The sequence below is a fragment of the Amycolatopsis sp. CA-126428 genome (assembly GCF_002904335.1).
In the GTDB taxonomy this organism is placed as follows: domain Bacteria; phylum Actinomycetota; class Actinomycetes; order Mycobacteriales; family Pseudonocardiaceae; genus Amycolatopsis.
This window is the reverse complement of sequence record NZ_PPHF01000181.1, coordinates 99794-125132: the sequence shown is the minus strand read 5'-3', so window position 1 is coordinate 125132 and position 25339 is coordinate 99794. Positions and strand designations below refer to the sequence as shown.

The following is a 25339-nucleotide window of genomic DNA, read 5'->3' as shown; positions in this document are numbered from 1 at the left end:
CACCCTGGTGGCATCCGAGGTATTCGGGCCGACCGCGCAGGGCGAAGGCCCATCCGCCGGCCGCCGGGCCAGCTTCATCCGGCTCGGCGGTTGCAACCTCGCCTGCGGCTGGTGCGACACCGCCTACACCTGGGACAGCACGCGGTTCGACCTGCGCGCCGAGCTGTCACGCAAGCCGGTCGCCGAGATCGTGGACCGCGCACTCGCCGGTGACCCCGCGCTCGTCGTGATCTCCGGCGGCGAACCGCTGCTGCACCAGCACCAGCCCGGATGGACACGGCTGCTGCGGGACCTCCGGCGAGCCGGAGTAAACATCGAGATCGAGACCAACGGCACCGTTTCGCCCACGGCCGCGACCCTGGAACCGGACCTCGGGGTCCGGTTCAACGTCTCGCCGAAGCTCGCGCACTCCGGCGACCCGTACGAACGCCGCATCCAGCCCGACGTCCTGGCCGCGCTGGACCGCTGCGGTCGCACGGTCTTCAAGTTCGTGTGCGCGACCCCGGCCGATGTGGACGAAGCCGCCGAGCTGGTCACCCGTCACGAGCTGGTCCGGCCCGTGTGGATCTCTCCGGAGGGGACCAGCGTCGAGGCTATCGCCGCGCACACCCGGCTCATCGCCGACCGCGTGATCGAGCACGGCTTCAACCTCGGCAGCCGCGTACACGTGCTGGCCTGGGGAAACGAGAGGGGCCGATGACCACCGACCTGACCGCCGGCATCCGCGCCTGGCTGACCGAACGCGGCCTGGACCCGGACGAGCCGAACCTGCGCGACACCCCCGCACGGGTGGCCCGTGCCTGGGCCGAGCTGACCTGCGGCTACGACCAGGACCCGGCTGAGGTCTTGGAGCGCACGTTCCCGGTCGACCGGTCCGACGGCGTGATCGCCGTGACCGGCGTGCCGTTCACCTCGATGTGCGCCCACCACCTCATGCCCTTCAGCGGCACCGCGACGATCGCGTACCTGCCGGTCGCCGGGGCACCAGTGGCCGGGTTGTCGAAGCTTCCCCGGCTTCTGGACGTCTTCGCCCACCGGCTCCAGGCCCAGGAGCAGCTGACCCACCAGGTCACCGAAGCCGTCGACGCCCACCTCAAGACCGAGGGCTCGGCGTGCATCGTGCGTGCCGAGCACGGCTGCATGACCCAGCGCGGCATCCGCAAGCCCGGCGCGGCGATGGTCACCACCGCCGTGACCGGCCGCTTCGCCACCGATCCCGAGCTGCGGGCGCAGCTGTGGGACCTGCACCGGGGAGGCTGATCCACATGGGCCGACGCGGCGTCCCGCCCAAGCCCACCGCCCTGCGGATCATCGAAGGCGACCGCCACACCGAGCGCTACAACCACCACGAGCCCATCCCGCGCGCCGGGCGTCCGGAATGTCCAGACGATGTGGCCGACGCGGTGCGCGAGGTCTGGGACTACACCGTCGGTGAGCTGGCCGCGATGGGCATCGCGCACGCCTGCGACCGAGACACCCTGCTCTGCTACTGCGAAGCCGTCGTCGCCCACCGCCGCGCCTCGGCGCTCGTGGCGAAGACCGGCGTCCTGCAGAAGGGCCTGCACGGCGGATTCGTGCGGAACCCCGCGCTGGTCATCCAGCGCGACTCCGCCCACGTGATCCGCGCATTCGCGCAGGAGTTCGGATTGACCCCGTCGGCGCGGACGCGGATTGAGCAGCGGGACGGGGCCGGCCGTGGCGACGAAGGCAACCCGTTCGCAGGTACCGGCTAAGCGTGCGCCGAGCCGGGCCACCCTCGCCCGGCTGCACATCTCACCCGAAGTCGGCTGGTACCTGCACTCCCGGGGTATCCCGCTGCCGGACTGCCCGCCCGCGATCAAGACCCCCGAAGGCGGCGCCCGGCGCGGAGCGCGGTTCGACCCGGCCCGGGTGGACCGCGTCCTCGACGTCTTCGCCCGGCTCCGGCACACGCAAGGCAAGTGGGCCGGGCAGCCGCTGCGGCCGGACCCGTGGCAGGTGGCCTACATCCTGGCGCCGGTCTTCGGGTGGGTGTACCGCAACGAGGACGGCGACTGGGTCCGCGTCACCCGCCGCGTGTACGTCGACGTACCGCGTAAGAACGGCAAGACCACGCTCTCGGGCGGGTTCGCGACCTACCTCACGTGTGCCGACCACGAGCAGGGCGCGCAGGTCTACGCCGTGGCCAGCGGGAGGGACCAGGCGCGGTACTGCTTCGACCCGGTGCGGCAGCTCGCGCAGAAGAGCCCCGCGCTCGCGCCGTACGTGAAGGCGCTCGCGCAGCGGATCATCCACCAGCCCAGCGGCAGCTACTTCGCCGTCGTGTCCAAATTGGCCGACGTGCTGCACGGGGCGAACGTGTACGGCGCGATCATCGACGAGCTGCACGTCCACAAGACCCCCGACCTGGTCGAGGCCGTGGAGACTGGCACCGGCTCGCGGACACAGCCGCTGGTGTTCACGATCACCACCGCCGACGACGGCCGGTCAGAGACGATCTACGCCCGCCGCCGCCACTACGTCGAGCAGATCGCCCGCGGGGCGCTGAAGGACACCTCGATGTACGGGGTGATCTGGGCCGCCGACGCCGAGGACGACCCGTTCACCGAAGCCACGTGGAAGAAGGCGAACCCGGGCTTCGGCGTGTCGCCGTCGCGGGCGTACCTGGAGAACGCGGCCAACGAGGCGCGCAACTCGCCGGCCGACCTGGCGAAGTTCCTGCGGCTGCACCTGGGCATCCGGACCCGACAGCAGACCCGCTACCTGGAACTGGACGCCTGGGACCGCAACGCGTCCATCGTGGACGAACGCACGCTGGCCGGGCGCATCGCCTACGGCGGGCTCGACCTCGCGTCCACCTCGGACTTGTGCGCACTGGCCTGGTGCTTCCCTGACGGCGAGGGCGGGCACGACCTGCTGTGGCGGCTGTGGTGCCCGGAAGGCGCGCTGGAGGCCATCGACCGGCGCACCGCCGGGCAGGCCCGGGTGTGGGCCGACCGCGGCCTGCTGGTCGCCACGCCCGGCGACGTCGCCGACTACGACTACATCCGCACCCAGATCAACCTCGACCGCGAGCGCTTCGCCGTCCGGGAGATCGCGTATGACCCGTGGAACTCCAGCCAGCTGGTGTCCGACCTGCTCGGCGACGGCGCGCCGTTGGTGAAGATGCGCCAGGGCTTCGGCTCGATGTCGGCCCCGACGAAGGAGTTCCAGCGGCTCGCGCTTGAGGGCACGGCCGAGGTTCCCCGGTTGCGTCACGGCGGCAACCCGGCGATCCGCTGGCAGGTCGACAACCTGGCCGTGGAGATGGACGCGGCCGGAAACGTCAAGCCTAGCAAGCGAAACTCCGGCGACAAGATCGACGGGGTCGTGGCGCTGATCATGGCGCTGGACCGTGCCGTGCACTACACCCCGCCCCGCCGCTCCGTCTACGACGACGGCGACCTCGAAATCGTGTGAGGGGACGGGCTTGTGGAGCTGGCCATCTTCACCCTCGCGGTGATCCTGCTGACGGTGTCGCTGCTGTGGCACGCGGTCGAGGAGATCCGGGGCCGGAGGCTGGCCGCCCGGCGGCGGGTCGTGGTGTCGCTCGTGGACGACCAGGCCGTCACCGGCATCCTGTGGCGCCGCCATCGCCGCCTGCTGGTCCTCCGGTCCGCCTCGCTGGCCCAGCCCGGCCGTGAGGCGGTCGCGATGGACGGCGACGTCGTGATCGAGCGCGACCGGATCAACTGGGTTCAGATCGTGGGGTCCGGCTGATGCCCTTCGTGATCTCTCAAGGCGTGCTGGAAGCGGTGCACCAGTACCAGACCGCCACCATCGCCACCGGCGGCGCCGTGATTCTCGGCGACGGGCTCGCGCAGGACTACGCGACGATCTGGCGGACGCAGCCGCAGGTGCGGACCGTCGTCTCGTTCCTGGCGCGCAACATCGCCCAGCTCGGCATCCACGTCTACCGGCGGCTGTCCGATGTGGACCGCGAACGGCTGGCCGACCACCCGCTGATGACGCTGCTGGCCCGCCCGAACCCGTTCACCACCCGCTACCGGCTGATCGAGGCACTGGTCTCGGACCTGGCGATCTACGACAACGCGATCCTCGCCAAGACCACCACGGCGGTCCCGGCGCTGGTCCGGCTCGATCCGCGCTACGTCACGCCGATCTCGTCGAACCAGTTCACGGTGGAGACCTACCGGTACCGGGGAACCACCGGCTACCGCGACATCCCGGCCGCGCAGGTCGTGCACTTCCGGGGCTACAACCCGGAGGACAACCGGTGGGGTTGCTCGCCGATGGAGACGCTGCGGCGCATCCTGGCCGAGGAGTACCAGGCCAGCCAGTACCGCGAACAGCTCTGGCGCAACGGTGCCCGGCTCATGGGCTACCTCAAACGCCCGGTGGACGCCCCGGAGTGGGGTAGCACCGCCCGCGAGCGGTTCCGCCGCTCGTGGCAGGAGCAGTACACCGGCACGGGCGGGCGGGCCGGCGGGACGCCGATCCTCGAAGACGGCATGGAATTCGTCCCGGCGTCGGTGACGCCGGAGGCCGCGCAGTACATCGAGGCCCGCAAGCTTACCCGCGAAGAGGTCGCTTCCAGCTTCCACATTCCGCTGCCCATGGTGGGAATCCTGGACCACGCGACGTACAGCAACATCACCGAGCAGCACAAGAACCTGTACCAGGACACCCTCGGCCCCTGGCTGACCATGATCACCGAGGAGCTGCACCTCCAGCTCCTGCCGGACTTCCCGGACGCGACGGACGTCTATCTCGAATTCAACCTCGCCGAGAAGCTGCGCGGCTCCTTTGAGGAGCAGGCCGCCCAGCTCCAGACCGCAACCGGTGCGCCGTGGATGACACGCAACGAGGCCCGCGCCCGCGTGAACCTGCCGCAGATCGAGGGCGGCGACGAGCTGGTCACCCCGCTGAATGTCCTGACCGGCGGCCAAGCCTCGCCGACCGACACCGCCCCCGAGCCGAAGACCGTGCTCGCCACCGCCACGAGACTCCTGGAGGGCGTCACGCGATGAGGAAGAAGACGTGCCCGGTCCGGATCAAGGCCGCGGGCGAGCAGGACGGCACCGAAGACGGCGTGTTCGAGGCCATTGTGGCCGCCTACAACGTCGACTCGGTCGGGGACAAGATCGTGCCCGGCGCATTCGCCGACACCCTCGCCGAGTGGAAAGCCTCCGGAGACCCGATTCCCGTGCTCTGGTCGCACATGGCGCATGACCCCGAGTACCACATCGGCTACGTCGAGGACGCCGAGGAACGCGACGAGGGACTGTGGGTCCGCGCCCGCATCGACCTCGACGAGCCGAAGGCCAGCAAGGTCTACAAGCTGCTCAAGGGACGGCGAGTCCGGCAGTTCTCCTTCGCCTACGACGTGCAAGAGGGCGGCTGGATCGAGAAGACTGACGACGACGGCGGCAGCGAGGGCTACTACGAGCTGCGCAAGCTCAAGCTCTACGAGGTCGGCCCGACGTTGATCGGCGCCAACCAGGACACCGAGCTGCTGACCGTAAAGAACCCGCCCGCCGACACCGAGCCCCGCCCCGCACCCGAAGGCGGCCCGTCGGCGAAGGCCGGCCGCGTCCTCTCGGCGAAGAACGAGACAACCCTGCGCGATGCCCTGGCGAAGATCGCCGAGGGCACCGACGCCATCGAGACCGTGCTGTCCACCCTGGACAGCGACGACGCGGACAAGTCCGCCGGTCTCGCGAGCACACCGCCCGCCCCGCCGGCCGACACCAAGTCCAGCTCCGCCAGCTCCGCCAGCTCCGCCCTGCTGCGGGCATCGCTGGCCCTGCTGGACGCCGAGTCGCAACCGCTCACCGCCTGACCTATCCGATCTGCCTGACGTACAACGGCCACGCCCGGCCCCGCCACGCGCTCGCCCTTCCGGCGAGTGCGCGCGCCCGGCAAGGGAACCGCCTCTCTTCGTCTGCGCACGCGCACGAACTGAGGAACCCCTTGAGCGACAAGATCGCCCAGCTCGCTGACGAGCTGCGCAAGCACCTGAACGACGCGAAGACCATCGCGGCCAAGGCCGACGACGAGAACCGCGACTTCACCGACGACGAACGCGCCGCCGTCACCGCGGCCATGGCCAAGGCCCAAGACGCGAAGAAGGCACTGGACGCGGCCAAGGCCGACGGCGCCGTCCGCGACGCGATCAAGGATCTCGGCGACGCCGTCGGCCTCGTCGACGCCGAGGCCGAGAAGAAGAACCGCCAGGAACAGGCCGGTCGCGACGGCTACAAGGCCGGCACTCGCGCCAGCATCGGCGAAACCTTCATCACCTCCGAGCAGTACAAGGACCTGCTGGCCTCCGCCCCGAACGGGATGTTCGCCAAGGACATGCGGGTCCAGTCCCGCCCCGTCGGGTACAAGGACCTGGTCACAGGGCTCTCGCCCACCTCGGGCGGCGCGTTCCGCACCGAGGACTACCGTGGCCTGCTGGTCGGGCCGGACCGCTTCTTCCGCCCGCTGACCCTGCGCCAGCTCGTCACCGGCGGCACCACCACGTCCGACCAGATCGAGTACGCCCGCGTCACCGGCTGGAACAACGCCGCGAAGCCGGTCCCGGAAGCGGTCACGGCCGCCGCCGTGGGCTCCGGCGACCCAGCGGTCACCCTGGCCCAGGCCGGAGTGAAGCCGGAAAGCGGGTTCTCCACGGTCCGGGTCACCACCCCGGTCCGGACCATTGCGCACTGGATCCCGGTCACCAAGCGAGCCTTGAGCGACGCCGCGCAGGTCCGCACGCTCATCGACAACTTCCTCGAGGTCGGCCTGGAAGAAGAGCTTGAGGACCAGATGATCGCCGGTACCGGCACCGGCGAGGACTTCGAGGGCCTGGCCACTGTGTCCGGCACCCAGACCCAAGCCGCCGTCCCGGACCCGGCTGGAAAGCCCGCCGGATTCGGCCGGCTGCTGGCCGTACGCCGCGCCAAGACGAAGGTCCGCGTGGTCGGGCGCTCGGTGGCCAACGGCGTCGTCATCCACCCGAACGACCTGGAAGCCCTGGACGAGATCAGCGACAACCAGGGCCGGTTCTACTTCGGCGGCCCGTCCGGGGTGAACGGCACGGCACCGCTGTGGGGCCTGCCGGTCATCGAGTCCGAAGCGACCACCCCGGGACAGGCATGGGTCGGCGACTTCCGCAAGGCCATCCTGTGGGACCGCGAGCAGTCGAGCATCACCGTCACCGACAGCCACGCCGACTTCTTCGTGCGAAACCTGGTCGCGATCCTCGCGGAGATGCGCGCCGGTTTCGGTGTCATCCAGCCGTCCGCGTTCTGCAAGGTCACCCTCGTCTGATGCGCGGCGACGTCGGCTGTCCCGTCTGCGGAAGCCTGGACTTCTCCTGCGGAATGGCCACGTCCACCACCGGCGTCGACGAGCGAATCGAGGAGGCCCCCGCCATGGCGGAAGTGCGCGAATACCACGTGACCGTAAACGGTCACCAGACGATCATGAATCTATCCGAAGCGGACGCCGAGCGGCTTGGCGGCGTTCCCGTCGAGCCTGAGCCCGAACAGAAGCGTGCCGAGGCGCACACGAAGGTCCGCGCGGTCCGAAATAAGTCCGAGGCATGAGTCCAACTGTAGCCAAAACCATTGCCCATCAGTGACCGACTTTGCCACGCAAGACATGCTCACTCGATAATCAGTTGTCGAGGCGTCAAGTAATCTTTATCATTACTATGATGATTACAATTGTGCCAATAATGGTCATTTTGTTCATGTGCCGACGCAGGTCAACGGAAAGTTCTTCTTCGGTCGATTCAACCGGAATGCTACCGAGTCTGTGTCCGCGAAAAAGCATGCGAACCAGCTCGACTGATGATATCAGAATGATCGATAGAAGTGCAGATAGATAGATCAAACGCAATGTTGATACGGGGACGCCATTAGTGTTGGGCAGGCGAGAGTTCTGTATCCAGTAGATGACAATCGCAGTAATGATCGCAGCGATCGGGTCAATCAGGGGATGCGCCTCGTCGACGCCGAAGGACGTCAGGATAAGCACCAGTACCATCGTGACAAAGAAGAGGCCAAGCCACAAAAGTGACAAACCCCAAATAAAGTTGAGGAGAATGCCGCCGTTCTCGTCAAAATAGGCACTACCAATCGGCAGAAGCCAGATTGCCAAATATGTAAGCGCAACCGACAGCAGGGCGCGCCGAAGTGGGGCCGGGAATAATGGTGCTGCAGACAACGGGATCTTAGTCAAGAAAGACAGTCGCCACAATGTGACGACCGCAATCACGACCAGGCTGGCCACACTAAGATTCTCCAGAGCGTCATGTACGACGCTGGACATAGCGTTCACGCCCAAGTATGGAAACGAGAAGATGATTACGGCAATTAATCCTAGTCGGCGACGCAACGACGTCAGTACCGAATAAGACTTCGATGTCCTTGCCATTTTTTCATTCTGACCTCTGGGGGTCATGCCTTCGATGAAGAGAGATGCGGACAGAACTACTGGATTGAGCAGATCTCTCGGACTCATGTCTAACATTAGTTATCACCGACTTAGGTCGTCTGAGCCCCGTGCACAGCCTCCCCACTTGGGTCGCAATACTGATTGAGCTTGTTACAAGATAGAGCCGCGGCAGCCGAAAGTTCGCTCGCGCCACTCCGGCTCGTTACTGAACGCCCGTATAGCGAATTTCTACGTAAGCAACTGACAATCGCGAGCATAACCGACAGGTGTCGACGGCGTACGTGCCGACCTCACTAAGACCAGGGAGGAGCACCATGCCTCTCCCGCTCCTGGCTGACCCGGCCGTGCTGGCCCGATGGGCAGGCCGCGACGCCGCCGACCCGGCCGTGACCGACGCGCTCGCGTCGGCCTCGGCCCGGTTCCGTGGCGCGGTCCGGCACTCGGTGTCGCGTGTGGCTGATGACGAAATCTGGCTCGACGGGTACGGCGCAACGGTGCTGTTCCTCCCGGCCGCCCCCGTGCTCGCCGTGACCACCGTCGAGGTCCACGGGCGCCCCGCCACCGACTTCACCTGGTCCCGCCTGGGCGTCCTGCACAGCCGGACCTGCTGGCCGGACGAACTGGACGCCGTCCGCGTCGTCTACACCCACGGCCACGACCCGATCCCCGACGAGGTCGCCGACGCCGTCCTGACCGAGGCCCGCTACCTGCTGACCGTCCAGCCGGGCGTGTCCGCGATGACCGTCGGCGGCGAGTCGGTCTCCTACACCACCCCGGACGCCGAAATGCCGCAGACCTGGAAGACGGCAGTTGAGGCACACCGGCTCAACCGCGGGGACCAGACGTGATCTTCGGCGACACGGTCACGCTCGTCCGCCCCCAGGTCACCCAGGACCGCTACGGCTCCGACGTTCTCGACTACGCCGCCGGTACCCGCACCGTCGTGGCCGGGGTGTGCGTACAGCCGCGATCGTCCACGGAGGCCACCGGGGACGCCCGGGACATGGTCACCACCGGGTGGCGCATCTACACCCCGGCCGGAATGGACCTCGACCTGGAACCCACCGACCGCGTCGAATGGGCCGGGCGCACCTGCGAAGTCGTCGGGGAAGTTGCCCGCTGGCCGCACCCAATCCGGCCCGGCGCGGTCCACCACTGCGAAGTCGACATCCAGAAAGTGAGCGGCTGATGCCTCGTCTCCAGCTCTCCGACCGCGACTGGCGCCGCATCGTGGCGCTGCCCTCGGTCCGCAAGCGCCTGCGACTGGTCGCCGACCAGATCGCCGCGCGCACCCGCGCCAACCTCAACGCCGCCGAATCCGAAGCCACCGTCACCGTCGAAGAAGGCGTCCGGCCGAAGGGCCGCGCCTACGCCCGTGTCGTGCACAACGACCCCTACGGCGAGTACGGCACCGAGAACGTTCCCCGGCACCGCGCCCTCGGCCGCGCCGCCGGCAGCAAGTAGAGGAGGCCACTGTGGCCAAGGTGATCGTCGCGTTCAGCCGCGACCACACGAAGATCGGCAAGACCGTCGACGTCGACGACGACGCGGCGGCCGTCATGGTCAACGAGGGTCGCGCCCGCTACGCCGAGGACGAGCCCGGCGAGAAGGCCACGGCCCGCAAGCCCGCCGCCAAGACCGCCGCGACGTGATCGACGCCGAGGCGCTGGTGGTGGCCTGGCTCACCGCGCGCCTCGGCGGAGTCCGCGTGGTGGCCGAGCTGCCCGCCCGGTTCGAGCAGGCCCTCCCGGTCGTGCAGGTCACCTGCCTGCCCGGCCCGAAGCTCGCCCGCCCCTGGTCTGGTACCGCGCCGCTGCTGTGGCGCCCGCGTGTCGACATCGACACCTACGCCGCCACCCGGGCCGCCGCGACCGACCTCGCATCCACTGTGTCCGGCCACCTGTACGCGCTGGCCGGGCAGGGCAACGAGTGGGGCCACGTCACGGACGTCGCCGAACCCGCCGGCCCGTCCTGGCGGCCGGACTACAACCCGTCGGTCCACCGCAGCGGCCTGACCGCCGAACTCACCATCCGGGCCGCATAGGCCCGGCCACGTCCTGATCCGCGCCCCCGATCGCTCACCCGGGGCCCCGCACCGCAAGGGAGATACACCCCGTGGCACAGAACTCTGCCCTGGCGCGCCTGGGCGTGACCGGGGCGCTCTACGTCGGCCCCCTCGGGACGACCGCGCCGAGCGCGACGGCGATGGAGGCGTGGAACGCCGCCATGCGCGATCTCGGCTACATCTCCGACGACGGGATCGTCGAAGGCCGCGACGAAGACAAGGAGGATTTCACGCCTTGGCAGTCCGCGACGCCGATCCGGTCGGAGATCACCAAGTCCACCCAGACCTATCAGGCCACGCTGTGGGAGTCGAAGTTCGACACCATCAGCCTGTACTACCGCGTCGGGCTGGAAGACATGACCCAGACCGGCACCGGCAAGGACGCCGTGGTGTCGTTCGTGGAGAAGGGAAAGCCGGAACGGGACCTGCGGTGCTTCGGCATCGACGTCATCGACGGCATCTACCACCGCCGGATCTTTCTGCCCATGGCGGAGGTGTCCGAACGCGGCGAGGTCACCTACAAGTCCGACACGCTGATCGGGTACGACGTGACGATCACCGCCTACCCGGGCTCGGACGGCTACTCCGCCCTGCGGGTCTACAAGGAAGGCTGGGAACTTCCCGCCGCCAGCGGCTCGTAAGCCGCCCCTGATCGGGGGCCGATGTGGACAAGTGGTGAGCGGTCCACATCGGCCCCCTCCTTCGTGCGCTCACCCACGCTCACCGAACGGAGAACACCGCCTTGTCCACCATCGACATGGACGCCATCCTCGCCCAGCGCGAGGAAGCCACCGGCAGCGCCGACCACTTCACCTTCACCTTCAAGGCCCAGGAGTGGTCCTGCACCGACCCGATCACCGCCGAAGACGACTGGAAGGACGGTCTGCTCGACATGCAGACCGATGTCGAGGTCGCCGAGTACTACCTCGGCGAAGACCAGTACGCCACATTCGTCGCAGCCGGTGGCCGCGCCGGGTACGTCATCCTCGCGATCAACCAGTACATGCAGAAGATGAAGCAGGACAACGAAGACGGCCGCCCTACACGGCGCTCGACCTCCTCGGCGAAGCGCCGGAAGCGATAGAAGCCGCCCTCTGCGCGACCTACGCGCCACGCAACCCCGTCGCCGAGTTCTGGCGCGGGCAGATCAGCTTGCGGCACCTGCGCGTGCTGATCGAGCATCTGCCGCCGACCTCGGCGTTTCACCGCACGGTGCACGGGCACGCCTGGACCGACGTCGAATACCTGCTGGCCATTGTGGCCGACCGGCTGGCGGAGAACACGATGGTCACCGGACGCGGCGCCGGGATGAAGGGCTTGCGCCGCCCGCGCCCGCTCTCGCGGCCCGGCGAGCCGGACAAGGACCGCATCGGTGACCGCGGCGACGTCGACGCCGCTGACGTGATCGCCTACCTCGACCAGTACAAACCCCGTCCCGCCGCCGCATAACCGGCCTGCCCGCGCGGCCTCGTTCCACGGGAGCCGGGGTGAGCGGTCGTGGTGAACTCCGGCGAGGTCGTCTGGATCGACACCCTGCCCTCGGCGCGCGGCTGGGGCGCCGAGCTGGCCAAGCAGGCCGCCGGAGCCGGAACCCGCGCCGGGGCGCAGATCAGCCGCGAGCTGGAGCGCTCGGCCGGGGACGCCGGCCGCCGCGCCGGGACCGCACTGGGTACCGGCATCGAGGCGGCCAAGGAGAACGTCAAGAAGGTCGCGGGCGAGCTGGAGACCGCCCGCAACCGCGAGGCCGACGCAGCGGGCAAAGTCCGCGTCGCCGAAGCCCGCCTCGAGGAAACCCGTACCTCGGGCAACGCCAAAGCCAGCGCGCTCGCCGCCGCCGAAGAACGGCTCGCGACCGCCCAGCGGACCCTGACCACCGCGCAGGAACGCACCGCCTCGACCTCCGACAAGTTCGAGCAGGCCCAGCGCAACGCCGCCGACGCCACCGACACCGTCACGGTCTCGGTGGACAAGGCCGAACGCCGCTCGGCCGGGTTCGGCTCGTCCCTGGCCGACACCGCCCGCCAGGCCGGAAGCTTCGCCTTCGGCCTGACCGCGATCGGCAACGCCGCGTCGATCGCCATGGACACGCTGGAGAACGCGCGCCTGGGCGACAAGCTCGCCGCGCAGCTCGGCGCGCCCGCCGACATGGCCGCCGACCTCGGCCGGGTCGCCGGCACCCTGTACGCGCAGGCGTACGGCGACTCCCTCGACCAGATCAACGAGGCCATTCGCGGAGTCATCCAGTCCGGGCTCGTCATGGAGGACGCCACCAACGACCAGCTCGCGGGTATCACCGCGAAGGTCCTGAACTTGGCCACCGCGTTCGATCAGGACCTCGGCGGCACCACCCAGGCCGTGGGCCAGCTGATGAAGACGGGGCTCGCGCGCGACGCCGACGAAGCCCTCGACGTGCTCACGCGCGGGTTCCAGCAGGGCGCCGACCGGTCGCAAGACCTGCTCGACACGATGACTGAGTATTCGGTGCAGTTCCAGAAGTTCGGTCTCGACGCCTCGATGGCGACCGGGCTGCTGGTGCAGGGAATGCAAGCAGGGGCGCGGAATTCCGATCTGGTCGCCGACGCGATCAAGGAATTCAGCATCCGGGCGGTCGACGGTAGCAAGCTGACCGCGCAGGGATTCCAGGCCATCGGACTCAACGCGGCCGACATGGCCGCCAAGATCGCGCGCGGCGGCCCGCAGGCCACGCAGGCGCTGGACCTGGTGCTCGACAAGCTGCGCGCGATGCCCGACCCGGTCGCCCGGTCACAGGCAGCGGTCGCGCTCTTCGGCACCCAAGCCGAAGACCTCGGGCAGGCGTTGTTCGCGCTGGACCCGAGCAAGGCCGTGGCCGCGCTCGGCGACGTCGCCGGAGCCGCCGACCGGATGGGCGCCACGCTCAACGACTCGGCCGGGCAGCGGCTCGTCGCGTTTCAGCGGACCCTCGAAACCGGCCTGGTCAGCTTCTTCGGCGGGGTTCTCCTGCCCGCGCTCGGCGATGCCGTGCAGTGGGTGCGCGAGAACGCCGACTGGCTCGCCCCGATGGCCGTCACCATCGGCGCGTTCGCCACCGGATACGCGGCTGTGTCGGGGGCGATCAAGCTCTACGAGCTGGCCACGAAGGGCGCGGCGGCGGCGCAGTGGCTGCTTAACGCGGCCATGAACGCCAACCCGGTCGGGCTGATCGTCGGCGCGATCGCGGCCGTGGTCGCGGCGTTCGTGTACTTCTGGAACACCAGCGCGGGCTTCCGTGACTTCTGGATCGGTCTGTGGGGTGCGATCCAGAACGCGGCGCAGTGGGCCTACGTCAACATCCTCAAGCCCGCGTTCGACGGAATCGTTGCGGCACTGAGGTTTGTCGGCCAGATCGCCTCATGGCTGTGGTCGAACATCCTCTCGCCGACCTTCTCGTTCATCGGCCAGGCAGCGGGAATCCTCGCCGCCGTCGTCGCCACTGTCCTCATTGGACCTTTGGTCGTCGGGTTCCGTCTGGTCGCGGCGATCGCGTCGTGGCTGTGGACCAACGCGCTCCAGCCGACGTTCAGCGCCATCGGCTCGTTCTTCTCGTGGCTGTGGACGACGCTGCTCAAGCCGTACTTCGACGCCTGGGTGCTGGTCTTCACGCTCATCGGCAACGGGGCGTCGTGGCTGTGGACGAACGCGATCCAGCCTGCCTTCTCGGCGATCGGATCGTTCCTCGGCTGGGTCTGGTCCACGCTGCTCAAGCCGTACTTCGACGGCTGGGCGCTGGCCCTGCGGATCGTCGGCGACGCGGCGATCTGGCTGTATGACCACGGGATCAAGCCGGTCTTCGACGCCATCGGCAGCGCCGTGTCTGCTGCCTACACCAACGTCGTGAAGCCGGTGCTCGGCTGGTTCGGTGATCGGCTCGCCGACGTGCGCGACGGGTTCGAAAAGCTGCGCGACGTCACGAAGAGCGTGTTCGACACGATCGTCGATTTCCTGAAGAAGCCGATCCAGCTCGTGATCGACATCATCTGGAACAACGGCCTGCGCAAGGTCTACAACACCGCCGCAAGCCTGATCCCCGGCGTCGACGAGCTGCCCGAACTCAAGCTCGCGCGCGGCGGGGTCCTGCCCGGCTACGCCCCGGGCCGCGACAGCGTCCGCGCGCTGCTCTCGCCCGGGGAAGCGGTGCTCGTGCCCGAGCTGGTGCGCGCCATCGGCCCGGCCGCGATCCTGGCGGCCAACTCCGCCGCCCGAGCCGGACGACCGGTCGCCGCCGCCAGCGGCGGCCTGGTGGCGCGGTTCGCGGCGGGCGGCATCGTCGGCGCGGCGCCGGCCTCGACCGTTGCCACCTCGGCGACGGCGGCGGACCCGGCGGCGTCCACTCAGGCCACCGACGCGCTGACCGCGGCGTCGGCGGCCCTTGCCGACACGGTCACCACCGTCCTGCTGCCCGCCCTGGAGCTGCTGGAGCTGCACACCGGCACCCTGCTGCCCGCTGCCGACCTGGCCCTGACCACGAGCCTGCTGGGCGTGCAGGGCACGGCCGTGGCCGTGTGGCTGGCGACCTCGGCCGCCGTGGCGTCCGGGGTCGCGGTCATCGTGGCCCGCCAGGCCCAGCTTCAATCCACGATGGCCGGTTCCTGGTCGGCCCTGGCGGCCGTGGTCCAGGCGTCTGTGACCGCCCAGAACAGCGCGCTGTCCGGTCTGGTGGCCGGGCTGGGCGCGCTGCGCGCAGCAGTGAGCCTGACCGCCGGGTGGGTGCAGGGCCGGTTCGCCGAGATGCCCGGCTATGCCGGGAATCCGGTGCGCTGGATCTTGCAGTGGCCGCTCAACGGCGGGCTCGTCGCAGCCTGGAACAAGCTCAACGCCGACTTCGGGCTGAACCATCCGATCGGGCCGGTCCCGATCGGGTTCGCCACCGGCGGCCCGGTCTCCGGGCCGGGCACCGCCACCTCGGACTCGATCCTCGCGAGGCTCTCGCGCGGGGAGTTCGTGGTGCGCGCGGCCATCGCCAAGCGGATCGTGCCGTTCCTGGACGCTCTCAACGGCGGCCAGGCCGAGGCGTTGCGCGCGGCCGGGTATGCCCGGGGCGGCCTGGTCGCCGACACGGGCAGCCAGGCTAATGCCGCGATCACGCGCGGCCTGTCGTTCGCCCGCGCCCAGGCCGGGAAGCCCTACGTCTGGGGTGCCTCCGGCCCGGCGGGGTACGACTGCTCGGGTCTGCTCTCGGCGGTGTCGAACGTACTGCGCGGCGACAGCCCGTACCGGCGGCTCGGGGTCGCGGCGAGCCAGCCGTGGTCCGGGTTCGCCCCGGGGCTCGGCTCGGCGTTCGCCACCGGCTACAACTCCCACCACACGGCCGGGACGTTGGCCGGGGTCAACCTGGAGGCCCAGACCTTCAACGTGCCGGTGAAGGTCGGGCCGGGCGCGTCCGGCGCGGACTCCTCGCAGTTCACCGGGCACGCGTTCCTGCCGGTCGTGGGCGGGTCCTTTGTGTCCGGCGGTGCCGGCGGCCTGGACCCGGCCGCCCTGGTCAGCCCGTACTTCGCCGAGGCGCTGCGCCAGGCCAAGGACGCGGTCCGGCTCTTCCCGGGCAACGTCGCGGCCGTCGACGGCGCCGGGGTCGCGCGCACCGCGATCGAGGGTGCCCGCGACGTCGGCGTGCAGCAGCTGGCCCAGCTCTTCGCCAGCACCGCCACCGCCAGCGGATCGCCCGAAGTCGTGGCGGCCGTGCGCGCGGTCGCCGGACGCTACGGCTGGGGTTCCGGTCCGCAGTGGGACGCGCTGTCGTGGCTGATCAGCCACGAGTCCGGCTGGAACCCGGCCGCGGCGAATCCGACCAGCTCGGCGCGCGGGCTGTTCCAGCAGATGGAGAGCATCTACGGGCCGGTCTCGGCTTTCCCGGCGGGGCAGGCGGAATGGGGCCTGTCCTACATCGCCAGCCGCTATCACGACCCGCTCGGCGCGAAGAGCTTCTGGCAGGCCCACCACTGGTACGACGAAGGCGGATGGCTCCAGCCGGGGTTTACGCCGGTCTACAACGGCACCGGGAAGCCGGAGCTCGTCGTCCCGCACGAGACCGCCCGCGACGTTTTCGGTTCCCTGCGCGGGAACGACGAGCCCGTTCGGCTCGTGGGGGAGCTGTCCATCAGCGACGACGGGCTGCGGGCCTTTGTGGACGGCCAGATCGAACGCAGCGAGCACGACACCGGTACCGCCATCGCGCGCGGTGTCCGCATCTAGAAGGCGGTGGTGGCATGGCGTGGGCCAGCGAACCCTACGGCCGCACCCCGTACGCGGCCGGGGTCGGTCCGGAGGCCGCGACCCTGCCGGGACAGCAGGAGCTGCCCCCGCCGATCCCCGGCGGCACCACGAAGTGGACGTACGCGGGAAACCCGTCGCTGGCGTATGCGTCACGGCCATGGGCGGGGAGCATTTTCCCGCTGCCGTACCCCGGCGGCGGGATTTCGCTCCTGCCCGTGGCCGAGGCCGGCGTCATGCGGGTCACTGCCTGGTGGCCAAGCGCCACCGTCGTGCAGCTGATCCGCCAGCACCCGGACGGGACACTGTGGCCGGTGCGCGGCGGCAACCCGCTGTGGGTGCCGAGCCCGACCCGGTACAACTACGCCACCAACCCCGGCCTCGAGACCGGGCTGAACGGCTACGTCCCGGGCGAGGGCAACCCGGCTCTCGCCCGCGTCGCCAGCGCGGCGGCCCCGCGCGGCGGGGCGTACCTGACGGCCACCATCGCGGCGGCCGGGCCGGTCGGGCTGACCGTGCCCACGACGGTCCCCGGGGCCGCGCTGGTCACGGTCGGGCTCGACCTGCGGTTCTCCGCCCGGCCCACGTCGGTGACGGTCCAGATCACCTGGACCGACGCCGGAGGCGTCCCGCTGGCCCCGGCCGTCGTGGCGCTGACCGCTGACCAGGTCAACATGTCGGTGTCGCAGTTCTCCCGGCAGGTCGTGACCCTCGTGCCCCCGCCGGGTGCGGTGACCCCGACGATGAAGGTGATCGCGGTTGGGATGCCGGCGGCCGGGGTGATGGCCCTCGACGGGGTCACTGTCGAGACCCAGCCGACGTCCGGCAGCTACTTCGACGGCAGCGACTACGGCGGCACGTGGGTCGGCGCACCCGGGCTCTCGGAATCCACGCTGGCGCCGCTGCTGGTCATCGACGACGGCGAATGCCCCCTCGACGTGCCCGTGCGGTACCAGGTGGTCAACCCGGCCCCGATGGGCGGGGCGATGACCAGCCAGTCCGCGACCCTGCTGAGCCTGGGCCGAACCTGGCTGACCCACCCCGCCCGCGCAACCCGCCCGGTCACCGTCCAGGTGGGCGCGGTCCCGACCCGCACCCGGGAAGCCAACCGCGGCATCTTCTATCCCGTCGGCGCCTCCTACCCGATCATCGTGTCCTCCGCGCAGCGCCGGGCCGCGACCGGCGACCTGTCCATCGGCGCGCTGTCCTTCGCCGAACGGGACGCGCTGCTGGCGATGTTCGCCGACCTGCAGCCGGTCTACCTGCGCACCCCGGCCGCATTCGGCTACGGCACCGGCCTGTGGCTTGCCCTGGGCGACCTCACCGAAGACCCGGGCAACCGGCGCGCCTACCAGCAGACCCGCATCCTCACCGCCCCGTTCCACGAGGTGCAGCCACCCAGCGAACTCACCGCATGATCGGGGGCGCCGATGTGGCCACTGTCCACCGGGGCTCGGATCGCGCTCGCGCAGTCGCACTCGATGCAGGCACGAGCCACTGTGTACAGCCCCACCTATGGCGTGCTGGAACTGCCGATCTCCGGCGGTTCCGTCGACGTCGACGCCACCAGCAAGACCCGCCGCAGCGCCACCCTTCAGGCGGACCCGCGCTGGTGGCCACGATCGCCGGCCGACCTGCTCGCCCCCTACGGCTCGACCTGCCAGATCGACTACGGCATCGTGCTGACCTCGGGCAACACCGAGTGGGTGCCGCTGATGTACGGCAGCCTCGACGAGGCGACGCGCACCCGGCCGGTCTCCAGCTCCGGCGACCTGACGGTCAAGGTGGTCGACCCGGCCGCCCGGGTCGCCGAAGACCGGCTCGACATCCCCGCCCAGACCATCGCCAACGCCACCGCCGTCGGCGAAATCGCGCGCCTGGTCCGGGAAACCCTCGGCACACAGGTCGAGGTCGTCGATCAGACCTCCTCCGGGCTCGTCGCGTCGGTCATCGTCATCGAACGCGAGCGCTGGGACGCGGTCGAGAAACTGGCTGACTTCCTCGGCGCGGAAGCGTTCTTCGACCCGGTCGGCCACCTGGTCATCCGACCGCAACCGGCGCTGAACCAGGCATCGGTGTGGACGGTCCGCACCGGCAACGGCGGGAACCTGCTGACCGCGAAGGACACGCTGTCGCGCGAGCTGGTCTACAACCGGATCGTCGCCAGCGGACAGCGCACCGACGGCGTCCCGGCCGTGTACGCCACAGCCACCGACACCACCAGCCCCGCCTACTACGGCGGCCCGTTCGGCAAGAAGCCCCGTTTCTACACCAGCGAGCTGCTGACCACCGTCGCGCAGTGCCAGACCACCGCCGACGCGCTTCTCGCCCGGGTACGCGGAACCTCCGCACAGATCGAGATCGAGACGCTGGTCAACCCAGCCCTCGACACCGGCGACATCATCACCGCCCAGGACTCTCGGGCCGGGGAGACCCGCCACGTCATCGACAAGCTGTCCATCCCGCTCACGCCCGAGGGAACGCAGTCCATCACGACCCGCTCGGACGACCTGCCGGCCGAAACCTGACCCAGCAGGGAGGACTCGATGCGCATCGCCGACGCCGTCGCGAGGGTCGTGGACCAGGCGCTTGCCGCCCGACGCAAGACCGGCACCGTCACCGGCGTCTCCGGCTCCCAGGTGATCGTCACCGTCCAAGGTGGCTCCCTGACCCTGCCGCGCCTGGCCAGCTACACCCCAACCACCGGGGACATCGTCCACATCGACGCCACCGTGCCCGGGGCATGGCTGGTGCTCGGAAAATCCGCCTGACAGAAAGAGAAGCGATGGCACCGACTCTCGCCGAAAGCGCCGAACTCGCCAGCTTCCCGCCGTTCATCCGGCGCGTGCAGGCCGCGGTGTCCACCGCGGCCAAGGACGTCGGCAGCGAACCCCAGGACCCGAACAATCCCGCGCGGACGCAGCTGCGGCGCGGCCTGGCGACCAACGTGTTCGCCGACCCGAGCAACTACGGAACCCGCTTCGCCTGGGCCGTGGCCACCAACCCCGTCATCACGATGGCCTCCGACGACGGCGACATCCAGTACACCGTGAACTCCGTCTGGGACACCATCGCCGGAGCCCCGCCGCTCCCGTCGTAGCCGCGCAGGCCGCGCCCGCCGACACGGGAGGGGGCGGCTCGTGGTGCAGCTGGCCGCCGACGCGGCACCACCGGTCGGCCCGTCCTGGCTGGCCGTCGCGCTCGCGGTGTTCGCCGCCCTGGTCACCGCCGTCACCGCGGTCATGCCGGCGGCGGTGGAGAAGATCAAGCAACGCGCCAGCTCCACAACGGCGAGCACCGCCGTGCCATCGCCGGGACGCCAGACGGACAAGGCGCTGGACATGATCGAAGAGTCCATGCGCGACCTGCGCCGCCAACGCGACGAGGCCGAACGCGAAACCACCCGCCTGCATGAGCTGCTGGCCGCCCGCGAGACCGAGCTGAGACGGCGGGGGTGGCGCGGGGAATGAACATCAGCGAGCCCGACCCGGCACCGGGCATGGATGAGCTCCGGCGCGGCGTGCACGAAGCGGTCGAAGAAGCTCCCCGCCAAGCCCGCCAGGCCGCGCGGGACGAAGTCCGGCGGGCGTGGAAGTGGGCTGTATTCGCCAGCGTCGCGGTGTCCCTGCTGGTCGGCCTCGCTACCGGGGTCGGGGTGCTCAACCTCTACGGGCGCGCCGCCTCCACCGACGCAGCCGTGGCCGCGCTGCGGCAGCAGGCCGAACAGTCCAAGGCCCAGGGCGAGCAGGCCAACGCCGAACTCGTCCAGCGTGGACAGGCCCCCATCCCGATCCCGCAGCCGGGCACCGGATCCGACACCGACGTCCTCGTGGCCGCCGCCACCGCCCGCGTCCTGGCCAACCTGCCCGCCGGGAGAACACCGACCGCCGCCGAGCTGGGCGCGGCCGTCGCGCAGTACCTCGCCGCCAACCCGGTCATCCCGCCGGCCCCCACGCAGCAGCAGCTCGCCGCCGCGCTCGCCGCGTACCTGGCCGTCAACCCCGTGCCCGCCGGACCGCCCGGTTCCTCTGGCGCCCCAGGAACCCCCGGGCAAGACGGCCAGACCGGCCAGACCGGCCCACCCGGACCCGGCGGTCCACCAGGGCCACCGCCCACACAGGACCAGATCGAAGCCGCGTTCGCCGCCTACCTCGCCGAGCACCCCGACGCGCTGTGCCCACGCGGCGGCCAGCTCACGCAACTGCGCCTCCAGCTCGCCGACGGCGGCACCGCCGACACCTGGCTGTGCGCCGTCGCCACCACCCCGCCGCCGACCACCCCACCCACCACCGAGCCGCCGCCGACGTCGAACGAACCCGACGTCCCGCCCACGCCGACCGGATAGCACCAGGAACCCGAGGTGATCCGATGGCCCTGATCATCGATCTCTACAAGAAGTACAACCCCGTCACCAACTGGACGGCGCTGCGCGGCGCCGTCGATGCCGCCTACATCAAGTACAGCGACGGCCTCGGCCCCGCCCAGGTCCCCGCGGACGACTACGTCGCCGGATGCCGCGCCAGCGGCATCCCGTACGGCGGGTACCACTTCGCCCAGCCCGGCGCCCCCGCCGCGCAGGCCCGCGCGTTCCTCGGCCAGTACCGGCGCCTGGGCGGGCAGCTCGCGCCCGCGCTCGACCTGGAGACCGCCGGCATCCCGTACGCCGCGCGGCCCGCGTTCGCGCGGACCTTCCTGGAGACCGTCCACCAGGCGTACCCGCTCGTCGTCCTGTACGCCTCGGCGTCCTGGCTGGCCAGCCTCCGCCCGGACACCTGGCCCTACGCCTGGGACCGCACCTGGTGCGCCGCCTACGGCCCCAACGACGGCGCCCGGCACACGATCACCAGCTACAGCGGACTCGTCGACCTGCACCAGTACACCAGCCGAGGCCGTGTCCCCGGGGTGTCCGGGTCCGTCGACCTCGACCACACCGACAACCTCTCCGCTCTGCTCCTGACCGGTGCAGACAGCGGAGACGAGCCCGAGGAGGACGCCATGCCCGCCATTCCGCACGACTACCAGGGGACCGGCCGCGACTCCGGCGGCAAGCTCCTCGAACGCTGCCACGTGTTCACCGTGCCGGTCGGCTCGGTCAGCACGGTCGTCGAACGCGCCTGGCTTTCCTTCAAGTGCGCCATCGGCCCGGCCGAGTCGGTCCGGCTGATGGCAATCTCCAGCGGAGCGAAGCCCGGGTATCCGATCGACAAGACCTGGACGAGTGTCGCCGCCGACGCGGCCCGCCCGTACATCGAGGCACCCGGCGGCGTCGACCAGTTCACGGCGTTCGTGAAGAGCGAGTTCCCGTACAGCCTGTGCGTGGAGACGAAGGCGAAGAAGAGCTGATGACGACCAGCACCGGACGCCCGCGTCCCATCCTCGAGGCGATCCGCACCGGCGCGTGGCGCACGCTGGCAGGCACGCTCATCACCGCCGCCGTGTCCTTCGGCGTGCTCAACGCCCAGCAGGCTACTGTGGCTGGCAACCTGGTCGCCGCGCTCGCCACACTGCTGACCGCCGTCACAGCCGTCCTGTCACAGCTACACGTGCTGGCCAACGCCGAGCCACTCGTGACCCCCGTCAGCGACCCGCGCAACGACAACGGAGACCGGTTGGCACCCAGCGACGGCGTGCACCCAATCGACGATTCGCCCAGCTAAATCTAGCCTCGGCGCGTGACCGTGTCGCGAAAACCTATTCCCCGGCTCCGCCTTTGGCGGGGCCGGGGCTTTTCGTCGTCGAAGGGCCGAGCGCCGCTACAGCGCACCTTTTACTGCGTCTTTGGCCGAACCCAGCGCGTTGAGCAGCCCAAGTAGACCTTTCAGCGTCTCGTGCATCTGACCGACGACGTTGTAGAAGGCCGTCACCTCTTGCGAGCCCATGCCGGTGGTCGCGACCCCGACCATGGCTGTCATCTCGTCGAACAGGATCTCGAACTCCGTAAGCCGGTCGTCGCCTTCGAGGCAGACCTTATTGACGTACGTGTCGAGCGTCGACCCGATCTCTTCCGGTGTCACGACGCCCTGGTAACGACCTGCCTCGCCACCTCGTACCCGGCCCACCACAGGGTAAATATCCGGGCTGATCCTCGTCGTCGCCGTTCACAGTTATTTAAGGCTAAGATTTCGACCGCTAGTTCGATATTGTTCTTTCTGTGATAATAGAAGGCTGGACCGCGGACTACGAAACGGTCTGCTGGGTCGCCTCTCAAGATTTCGTCACCGTAAGACGGCACGGCTGGCAGGCGGAGCTTCGTGAGATACCTTCCAAGGTCACCATTCTTCTCGGCTTCATAGAGTCTTACGTTCAGCATTCCCGAAGCCTGCTCTCGTCGAAGTCGACGACGACCGGACAGTGGTCCGTACACTGGCCCACTTCGGATGGGTCAACGACTCGATAATTGGTGACCGCGTCGGCTGGGACGTCGTGCGTGACGTAGACGCGATCGATCCGGCGAGGCTCGTTGGTGTCGGTCTCGTGATGTCCGGTAGTTGCCTGCCACTTCGCTTCGAGGAGCCGGGCGCAGTCACGGAACCGCCCGTGGTGCTCAAGACGAATGGCCGCGTCACGATCAACATTGCCATCACGGTCGTAGTGGTAAGAATGGGATTGGTCCCACTCCTTTCCCGCGTACGGGTCCGGATCGTAGGTCGCGTCGGCGCCGATTCCCTGCCAGTCGCCGCCGACGATACCCGGGATGCCGTCATTGCGGTTGAACGCTCGCATGACGAGCCCGGCATCCTTCCAGCCGCCGGACATGCCGGGATCACAATGGCTCAGGTGCGCCGACCCGACGCGCACTTTCCTGCCGTCCACGGTAAAAACTGCGGCTACCAAGCCGTGTGAGTTGCCGTAGATATGGCTGTCGTACCGCATCAAGCTGTTCGGGACCACGTCGATCCCCGGGCGCCACAGGAGACCCGTGTGATGTCGGGTGGGGCTGATCGCCACGGCAGGAACGAAGCTCGTGTCACACAACATTCCAAGAGCGGTGGCGAGACTGAGCAACGCACGCGATGCCTCGTTACGTCTCGTCGCGGGGCCTTCGATGTTCTTGTCTCGGCCTGATGAGACTAGCTCTTGCACTGCAAGGAAGTCCGGCTTTTGCCTGCGCAGCAACGTCGTGAGCTGGCCGTACCGGGCAGCTTCCCGAGGATCCTTGCCGTCGAAATTGAGAAGATTGGCGGTGACGAAGGTGAAGATGGTGACGTCTCCCTGCTGTGTTTCCTTGTTCTTTCGGCCCGTCACACGACGCCGGCGATAGGTTGGCTCGCTGCTTGCCAGGCGACCCACACCACCACGCCTACGAAAGCGAGCAGGCCAAGCAGAATCCAGAAGTGGCCGAATCCGCGGGGTCCCTGCGCGCTCACCGCTTCGACGACTTTCGCCGTGGCGCTCCGATGCGCCTCATCCAATCCATCGCGGTGTTGCTGGTGATGCCCACCTTTGCGCCTGCCCTTATGAGGTTCAGTCCGCGCGCATACCACTCGATGACCTCCCATGCAGCCCGAGGGCTCGGGTGGTACGGCGGCAAGAAGAGGCCGGAGCACTCCAGCGGAGGAACGTTCATCGTCCAGTCCGCGTCCTCCGGAAGTCCGTGAGCCCGTTGGCAGGCGGTGATCACGCTGCCGACCGTCTGCATTCTCCGGGTGTACGTCATCGCGAACCGGCGGTGGCGGGTGCGACCTCCAACCAGCAGGAGACCATCCGGTGGTCTGACAGCTCCTTCTCGCCCGGCTTCGGCACGTGCACCTTGTAGGAGTTCGGCACGAGCCGGACCGGCGCACGGTCACTGACCATGATGCGGTCGATCCGTAGGCCGGAGCCGCCGTCCACCCACCGGTTAACGGTTACGGTGAAGTCCTTCGCCTTCTCGCCGACGTCCCACCAGCCGTGTTCCAACAAGCTGTCAATCGGGTCCGTGTAGACACGCCACACGCCCTCTGGGCCGCGAATACCCTTCTGGCTGCGCTTCTGCGCCTGCCCCTGCTCGTCACAGCGCTCACCCCAGTTAGCCGGGATGCTCTCCCTCGGATGCGAGCTGGTGGCGTTGAAGTCGCCGCCGATGATCGCCGCGTGCTGCGCCATCTGTCCGTCCTGAGAGGACTGCTGGTCGAACAGTGTCGAACCGCAGGAACCGTTCCAGTGGACCGATTTCAGCTGAATGTCGTGACCATTGATGCGCGCCGTTAGTGAGTTCGCCAGGCTGCGTCGCTGAGTCTCGTCGTACCAGCGAAGTGGTCGAACGTAGCGGGGATCGATGAACAGGCCCGGAACGTTCACAGAACCGTGCACCTTCGAAATGAATGCGTCGTATCGCGCTTTCGGGAAGGTATTTCCCGCATTGTCTTCGCTGTAGCCCCACAGGGACGCGAGTGTCTCTTGTGCGTCGAACAGCGGCTCATTTTGAAATGCTGGCTCTGTGTAATAGGTGCATTCGGAAAGGAACAGGATGTGCGGCGGCGTGCTCAAACCGGATAGCATTGTATGGAGTTTTGCGTGATCGTGTCGACGGGTGACACGATCGTAGCCGCCGCGCTTGAGATTGAGTGCGACGACATGCAGTTTGACGGGCTGAAACATCGACTTTCTTTCTATTTGTGATCTCGCGAATTCAGC

General features: G+C 68.9%; 30 protein-coding genes. 26 read left to right on the top strand and 4 right to left on the bottom strand.

What is annotated here, in order from left to right; genetic code table 11:
- The first annotated feature begins 7 nt into the window (after nt 1–7).
- The 9 genes from C2L58_RS46815 to C2L58_RS46775 all read left to right on the top strand — a co-directional run bounded on the left by C2L58_RS46815 (nt 8) and on the right by C2L58_RS46775 (nt 7577).
- Entirely contained in the window at nt 8–700 is a 693-nt protein-coding gene (locus tag C2L58_RS46815; protein WP_233226321.1) for a 7-carboxy-7-deazaguanine synthase QueE, read from the top strand.
- Nucleotides 697–1260 (top strand): GTP cyclohydrolase I, encoded by a 564-nt coding sequence (folE, locus tag C2L58_RS46810; RefSeq protein ID WP_103344074.1) that lies wholly within the window; start codon nt 697–699, stop codon nt 1258–1260. Before C2L58_RS46815 ends, folE begins: the two co-directional genes overlap by 4 nt.
- 5 nt (nt 1261–1265) lie before the next feature.
- On the top strand, nt 1266–1733 hold the full coding sequence (locus tag C2L58_RS46805) for a phage terminase small subunit P27 family (protein ID WP_103344073.1): 468 nt from the start codon (nt 1266–1268) through the stop codon (nt 1731–1733).
- Nucleotides 1696–3438, top strand: a complete 1743-nt coding sequence (locus tag C2L58_RS46800; protein ID WP_103344072.1) for a terminase large subunit — start codon at nt 1696–1698, stop codon at nt 3436–3438. The genes C2L58_RS46805 and C2L58_RS46800 overlap by 38 nt, the downstream gene beginning before the upstream one ends.
- Before the next feature lie 12 nt (nt 3439–3450).
- Nucleotides 3451–3738, top strand: a complete 288-nt coding sequence (locus C2L58_RS46795; protein ID WP_103344071.1) for a hypothetical protein — start codon at nt 3451–3453, stop codon at nt 3736–3738.
- Complete coding sequence (locus C2L58_RS46790; protein ID WP_103344070.1) at nt 3738–5009, top strand: phage portal protein; 1272 nt, start codon at nt 3738–3740, stop codon at nt 5007–5009. Before C2L58_RS46795 ends, C2L58_RS46790 begins: the two co-directional genes overlap by 1 nt.
- The gene (locus C2L58_RS50155; protein WP_103344069.1) at nt 5006–5821 is read left to right on the top strand and encodes an HK97 family phage prohead protease; all 816 of its coding nucleotides are present in this window, start codon (nt 5006–5008) and stop codon (nt 5819–5821) included. The genes C2L58_RS46790 and C2L58_RS50155 overlap by 4 nt, the downstream gene beginning before the upstream one ends.
- 131 nt (nt 5822–5952) lie before the next feature.
- Nucleotides 5953–7299, top strand: coding sequence for a phage major capsid protein (locus tag C2L58_RS46780; protein ID WP_103344068.1), 1347 nt, complete (start codon nt 5953–5955; stop codon nt 7297–7299).
- Nucleotides 7299–7577 (top strand): hypothetical protein, encoded by a 279-nt coding sequence (locus tag C2L58_RS46775; RefSeq protein WP_146073842.1) that lies wholly within the window; start codon nt 7299–7301, stop codon nt 7575–7577. Before C2L58_RS46780 ends, C2L58_RS46775 begins: the two co-directional genes overlap by 1 nt.
- Nucleotides 7578–7662: 85 nt before the next feature.
- Here C2L58_RS46775 and C2L58_RS49095 read toward each other — a convergent pair whose 3' ends face one another.
- The gene (locus C2L58_RS49095; protein WP_146073841.1) at nt 7663–8265 is read right to left on the bottom strand and encodes a hypothetical protein; all 603 of its coding nucleotides are present in this window, start codon (nt 8263–8265) and stop codon (nt 7663–7665) included.
- A gap of 479 nt (nt 8266–8744) precedes the next feature.
- Here C2L58_RS49095 and C2L58_RS46770 point away from each other — a divergent pair, with 479 nt between their 5' ends.
- From C2L58_RS46770 to C2L58_RS46695, 17 genes are all read left to right on the top strand, one after another.
- Nucleotides 8745–9278 (top strand): mobile element protein, encoded by a 534-nt coding sequence (locus tag C2L58_RS46770; RefSeq protein WP_103344066.1) that lies wholly within the window; start codon nt 8745–8747, stop codon nt 9276–9278.
- A complete protein-coding gene (locus tag C2L58_RS46765) occupies nt 9275–9619 on the top strand; it encodes a hypothetical protein (RefSeq protein WP_103344065.1) in 345 nt (114 codons plus the stop codon). The genes C2L58_RS46770 and C2L58_RS46765 overlap by 4 nt, the downstream gene beginning before the upstream one ends.
- On the top strand, nt 9619–9894 hold the full coding sequence (locus tag C2L58_RS46760) for a hypothetical protein (RefSeq protein WP_103344064.1): 276 nt from the start codon (nt 9619–9621) through the stop codon (nt 9892–9894). Before C2L58_RS46765 ends, C2L58_RS46760 begins: the two co-directional genes overlap by 1 nt.
- An 11-nt stretch (nt 9895–9905) precedes the next feature.
- Nucleotides 9906–10082: a hypothetical protein gene (locus tag C2L58_RS49625; protein ID WP_158264261.1), complete on the top strand. Its 177-nt coding sequence runs from the start codon at nt 9906–9908 to the stop codon at nt 10080–10082.
- A complete protein-coding gene (locus C2L58_RS46755; protein ID WP_103344063.1) occupies nt 10079–10474 on the top strand; it encodes a hypothetical protein in 396 nt (131 codons plus the stop codon). Before C2L58_RS49625 ends, C2L58_RS46755 begins: the two co-directional genes overlap by 4 nt.
- A 71-nt stretch (nt 10475–10545) precedes the next feature.
- Nucleotides 10546–11136 carry a phage tail tube protein gene (locus tag C2L58_RS46750; RefSeq protein ID WP_103344062.1) on the top strand — a complete coding sequence of 197 codons (591 nt, stop codon included), beginning with the start codon at nt 10546–10548 and terminating at the stop codon, nt 11134–11136.
- 101 nt (nt 11137–11237) lie between these two features.
- On the top strand, nt 11238–11579 hold the full coding sequence (locus tag C2L58_RS46745; protein WP_103344061.1) for a hypothetical protein: 342 nt from the start codon (nt 11238–11240) through the stop codon (nt 11577–11579).
- A gap of 68 nt (nt 11580–11647) precedes the next feature.
- Nucleotides 11648–11944, top strand: coding sequence for a hypothetical protein (locus tag C2L58_RS46740; protein ID WP_103344060.1), 297 nt, complete (start codon nt 11648–11650; stop codon nt 11942–11944).
- Between the two features lie 48 nt (nt 11945–11992).
- A complete protein-coding gene (locus C2L58_RS46735) occupies nt 11993–16705 on the top strand; it encodes a phage tail tape measure protein (protein WP_103344059.1) in 4713 nt (1570 codons plus the stop codon).
- Nucleotides 16706–16719: 14 nt separating this feature from the next.
- Complete coding sequence (locus C2L58_RS46730) at nt 16720–18141, top strand: hypothetical protein (RefSeq protein WP_103344058.1); 1422 nt, start codon at nt 16720–16722, stop codon at nt 18139–18141.
- Nucleotides 18142–18153: 12 nt separating this feature from the next.
- Nucleotides 18154–19251 (top strand): DUF5047 domain-containing protein, encoded by a 1098-nt coding sequence (locus C2L58_RS46725; RefSeq protein WP_103344057.1) that lies wholly within the window; start codon nt 18154–18156, stop codon nt 19249–19251.
- 18 nt (nt 19252–19269) lie between these two features.
- Nucleotides 19270–19494 (top strand): hypothetical protein, encoded by a 225-nt coding sequence (locus C2L58_RS46720; RefSeq protein ID WP_103344056.1) that lies wholly within the window; start codon nt 19270–19272, stop codon nt 19492–19494.
- A 14-nt stretch (nt 19495–19508) separates the two neighbouring features.
- Nucleotides 19509–19823 carry a hypothetical protein gene (locus tag C2L58_RS46715; protein ID WP_103344055.1) on the top strand — a complete coding sequence of 105 codons (315 nt, stop codon included), beginning with the start codon at nt 19509–19511 and terminating at the stop codon, nt 19821–19823.
- Nucleotides 19824–19863: 40 nt separating this feature from the next.
- On the top strand, nt 19864–20193 hold the full coding sequence (locus tag C2L58_RS46710) for a hypothetical protein (protein ID WP_103344054.1): 330 nt from the start codon (nt 19864–19866) through the stop codon (nt 20191–20193).
- Nucleotides 20190–21068, top strand: coding sequence for a hypothetical protein (locus C2L58_RS46705; RefSeq protein ID WP_103344053.1), 879 nt, complete (start codon nt 20190–20192; stop codon nt 21066–21068). The genes C2L58_RS46710 and C2L58_RS46705 overlap by 4 nt, the downstream gene beginning before the upstream one ends.
- 23 nt (nt 21069–21091) lie before the next feature.
- Nucleotides 21092–22066, top strand: a complete 975-nt coding sequence (locus C2L58_RS46700; protein WP_103344052.1) for a GH25 family lysozyme — start codon at nt 21092–21094, stop codon at nt 22064–22066.
- Complete coding sequence (locus C2L58_RS46695) at nt 22066–22380, top strand: hypothetical protein (RefSeq protein ID WP_103344051.1); 315 nt, start codon at nt 22066–22068, stop codon at nt 22378–22380. The genes C2L58_RS46700 and C2L58_RS46695 overlap by 1 nt, the downstream gene beginning before the upstream one ends.
- A 96-nt stretch (nt 22381–22476) precedes the next feature.
- On the opposite strand, the gene C2L58_RS46690 is transcribed toward C2L58_RS46695, so the two are convergent.
- The 3 genes from C2L58_RS46690 to C2L58_RS49090 all read right to left on the bottom strand — a co-directional run bounded on the left by C2L58_RS46690 (nt 22477) and on the right by C2L58_RS49090 (nt 25303).
- Nucleotides 22477–22737 carry a hypothetical protein gene (locus C2L58_RS46690; RefSeq protein ID WP_103344050.1) on the bottom strand — a complete coding sequence of 87 codons (261 nt, stop codon included), beginning with the start codon at nt 22735–22737 and terminating at the stop codon, nt 22477–22479.
- Between the two features lie 289 nt (nt 22738–23026).
- Complete coding sequence (locus tag C2L58_RS46685; RefSeq protein ID WP_146073839.1) at nt 23027–24013, bottom strand: endonuclease/exonuclease/phosphatase family protein; 987 nt, start codon at nt 24011–24013, stop codon at nt 23027–23029.
- A gap of 363 nt (nt 24014–24376) precedes the next feature.
- Complete coding sequence (locus tag C2L58_RS49090) at nt 24377–25303, bottom strand: endonuclease/exonuclease/phosphatase family protein (protein WP_146073838.1); 927 nt, start codon at nt 25301–25303, stop codon at nt 24377–24379.
- Nucleotides 25304–25339: the final 36 nt, after the last annotated feature.

Coding starts and splice junctions, on each gene's coding strand:
- folE (WP_103344074.1), top strand. CDS start 697: ATGACCACCGACCTGACCGCCGGCATCCGCGCCTGGCTGACCGAACGC.
- C2L58_RS46805 (WP_103344073.1), top strand. CDS start 1,266: ATGGGCCGACGCGGCGTCCCGCCCAAGCCCACCGCCCTGCGGATCATC.
- C2L58_RS46790 (WP_103344070.1), top strand. CDS start 3,738: ATGCCCTTCGTGATCTCTCAAGGCGTGCTGGAAGCGGTGCACCAGTAC.
- C2L58_RS50155 (WP_103344069.1), top strand. CDS start 5,006: ATGAGGAAGAAGACGTGCCCGGTCCGGATCAAGGCCGCGGGCGAGCAG.
- C2L58_RS46775 (WP_146073842.1), top strand. CDS start 7,299: ATGCGCGGCGACGTCGGCTGTCCCGTCTGCGGAAGCCTGGACTTCTCC.
- C2L58_RS46770 (WP_103344066.1), top strand. CDS start 8,745: ATGCCTCTCCCGCTCCTGGCTGACCCGGCCGTGCTGGCCCGATGGGCA.
- C2L58_RS46760 (WP_103344064.1), top strand. CDS start 9,619: ATGCCTCGTCTCCAGCTCTCCGACCGCGACTGGCGCCGCATCGTGGCG.
- C2L58_RS46730 (WP_103344058.1), top strand. CDS start 16,720: ATGGCGTGGGCCAGCGAACCCTACGGCCGCACCCCGTACGCGGCCGGG.
- C2L58_RS46725 (WP_103344057.1), top strand. CDS start 18,154: ATGTGGCCACTGTCCACCGGGGCTCGGATCGCGCTCGCGCAGTCGCAC.
- C2L58_RS46720 (WP_103344056.1), top strand. CDS start 19,270: ATGCGCATCGCCGACGCCGTCGCGAGGGTCGTGGACCAGGCGCTTGCC.
- C2L58_RS46715 (WP_103344055.1), top strand. CDS start 19,509: ATGGCACCGACTCTCGCCGAAAGCGCCGAACTCGCCAGCTTCCCGCCG.
- C2L58_RS46705 (WP_103344053.1), top strand. CDS start 20,190: ATGAACATCAGCGAGCCCGACCCGGCACCGGGCATGGATGAGCTCCGG.
- C2L58_RS46700 (WP_103344052.1), top strand. CDS start 21,092: ATGGCCCTGATCATCGATCTCTACAAGAAGTACAACCCCGTCACCAAC.
- C2L58_RS46695 (WP_103344051.1), top strand. CDS start 22,066: ATGACGACCAGCACCGGACGCCCGCGTCCCATCCTCGAGGCGATCCGC.
- C2L58_RS49090 (WP_146073838.1), bottom strand. CDS start 25,303: ATGTTTCAGCCCGTCAAACTGCATGTCGTCGCACTCAATCTCAAGCGC.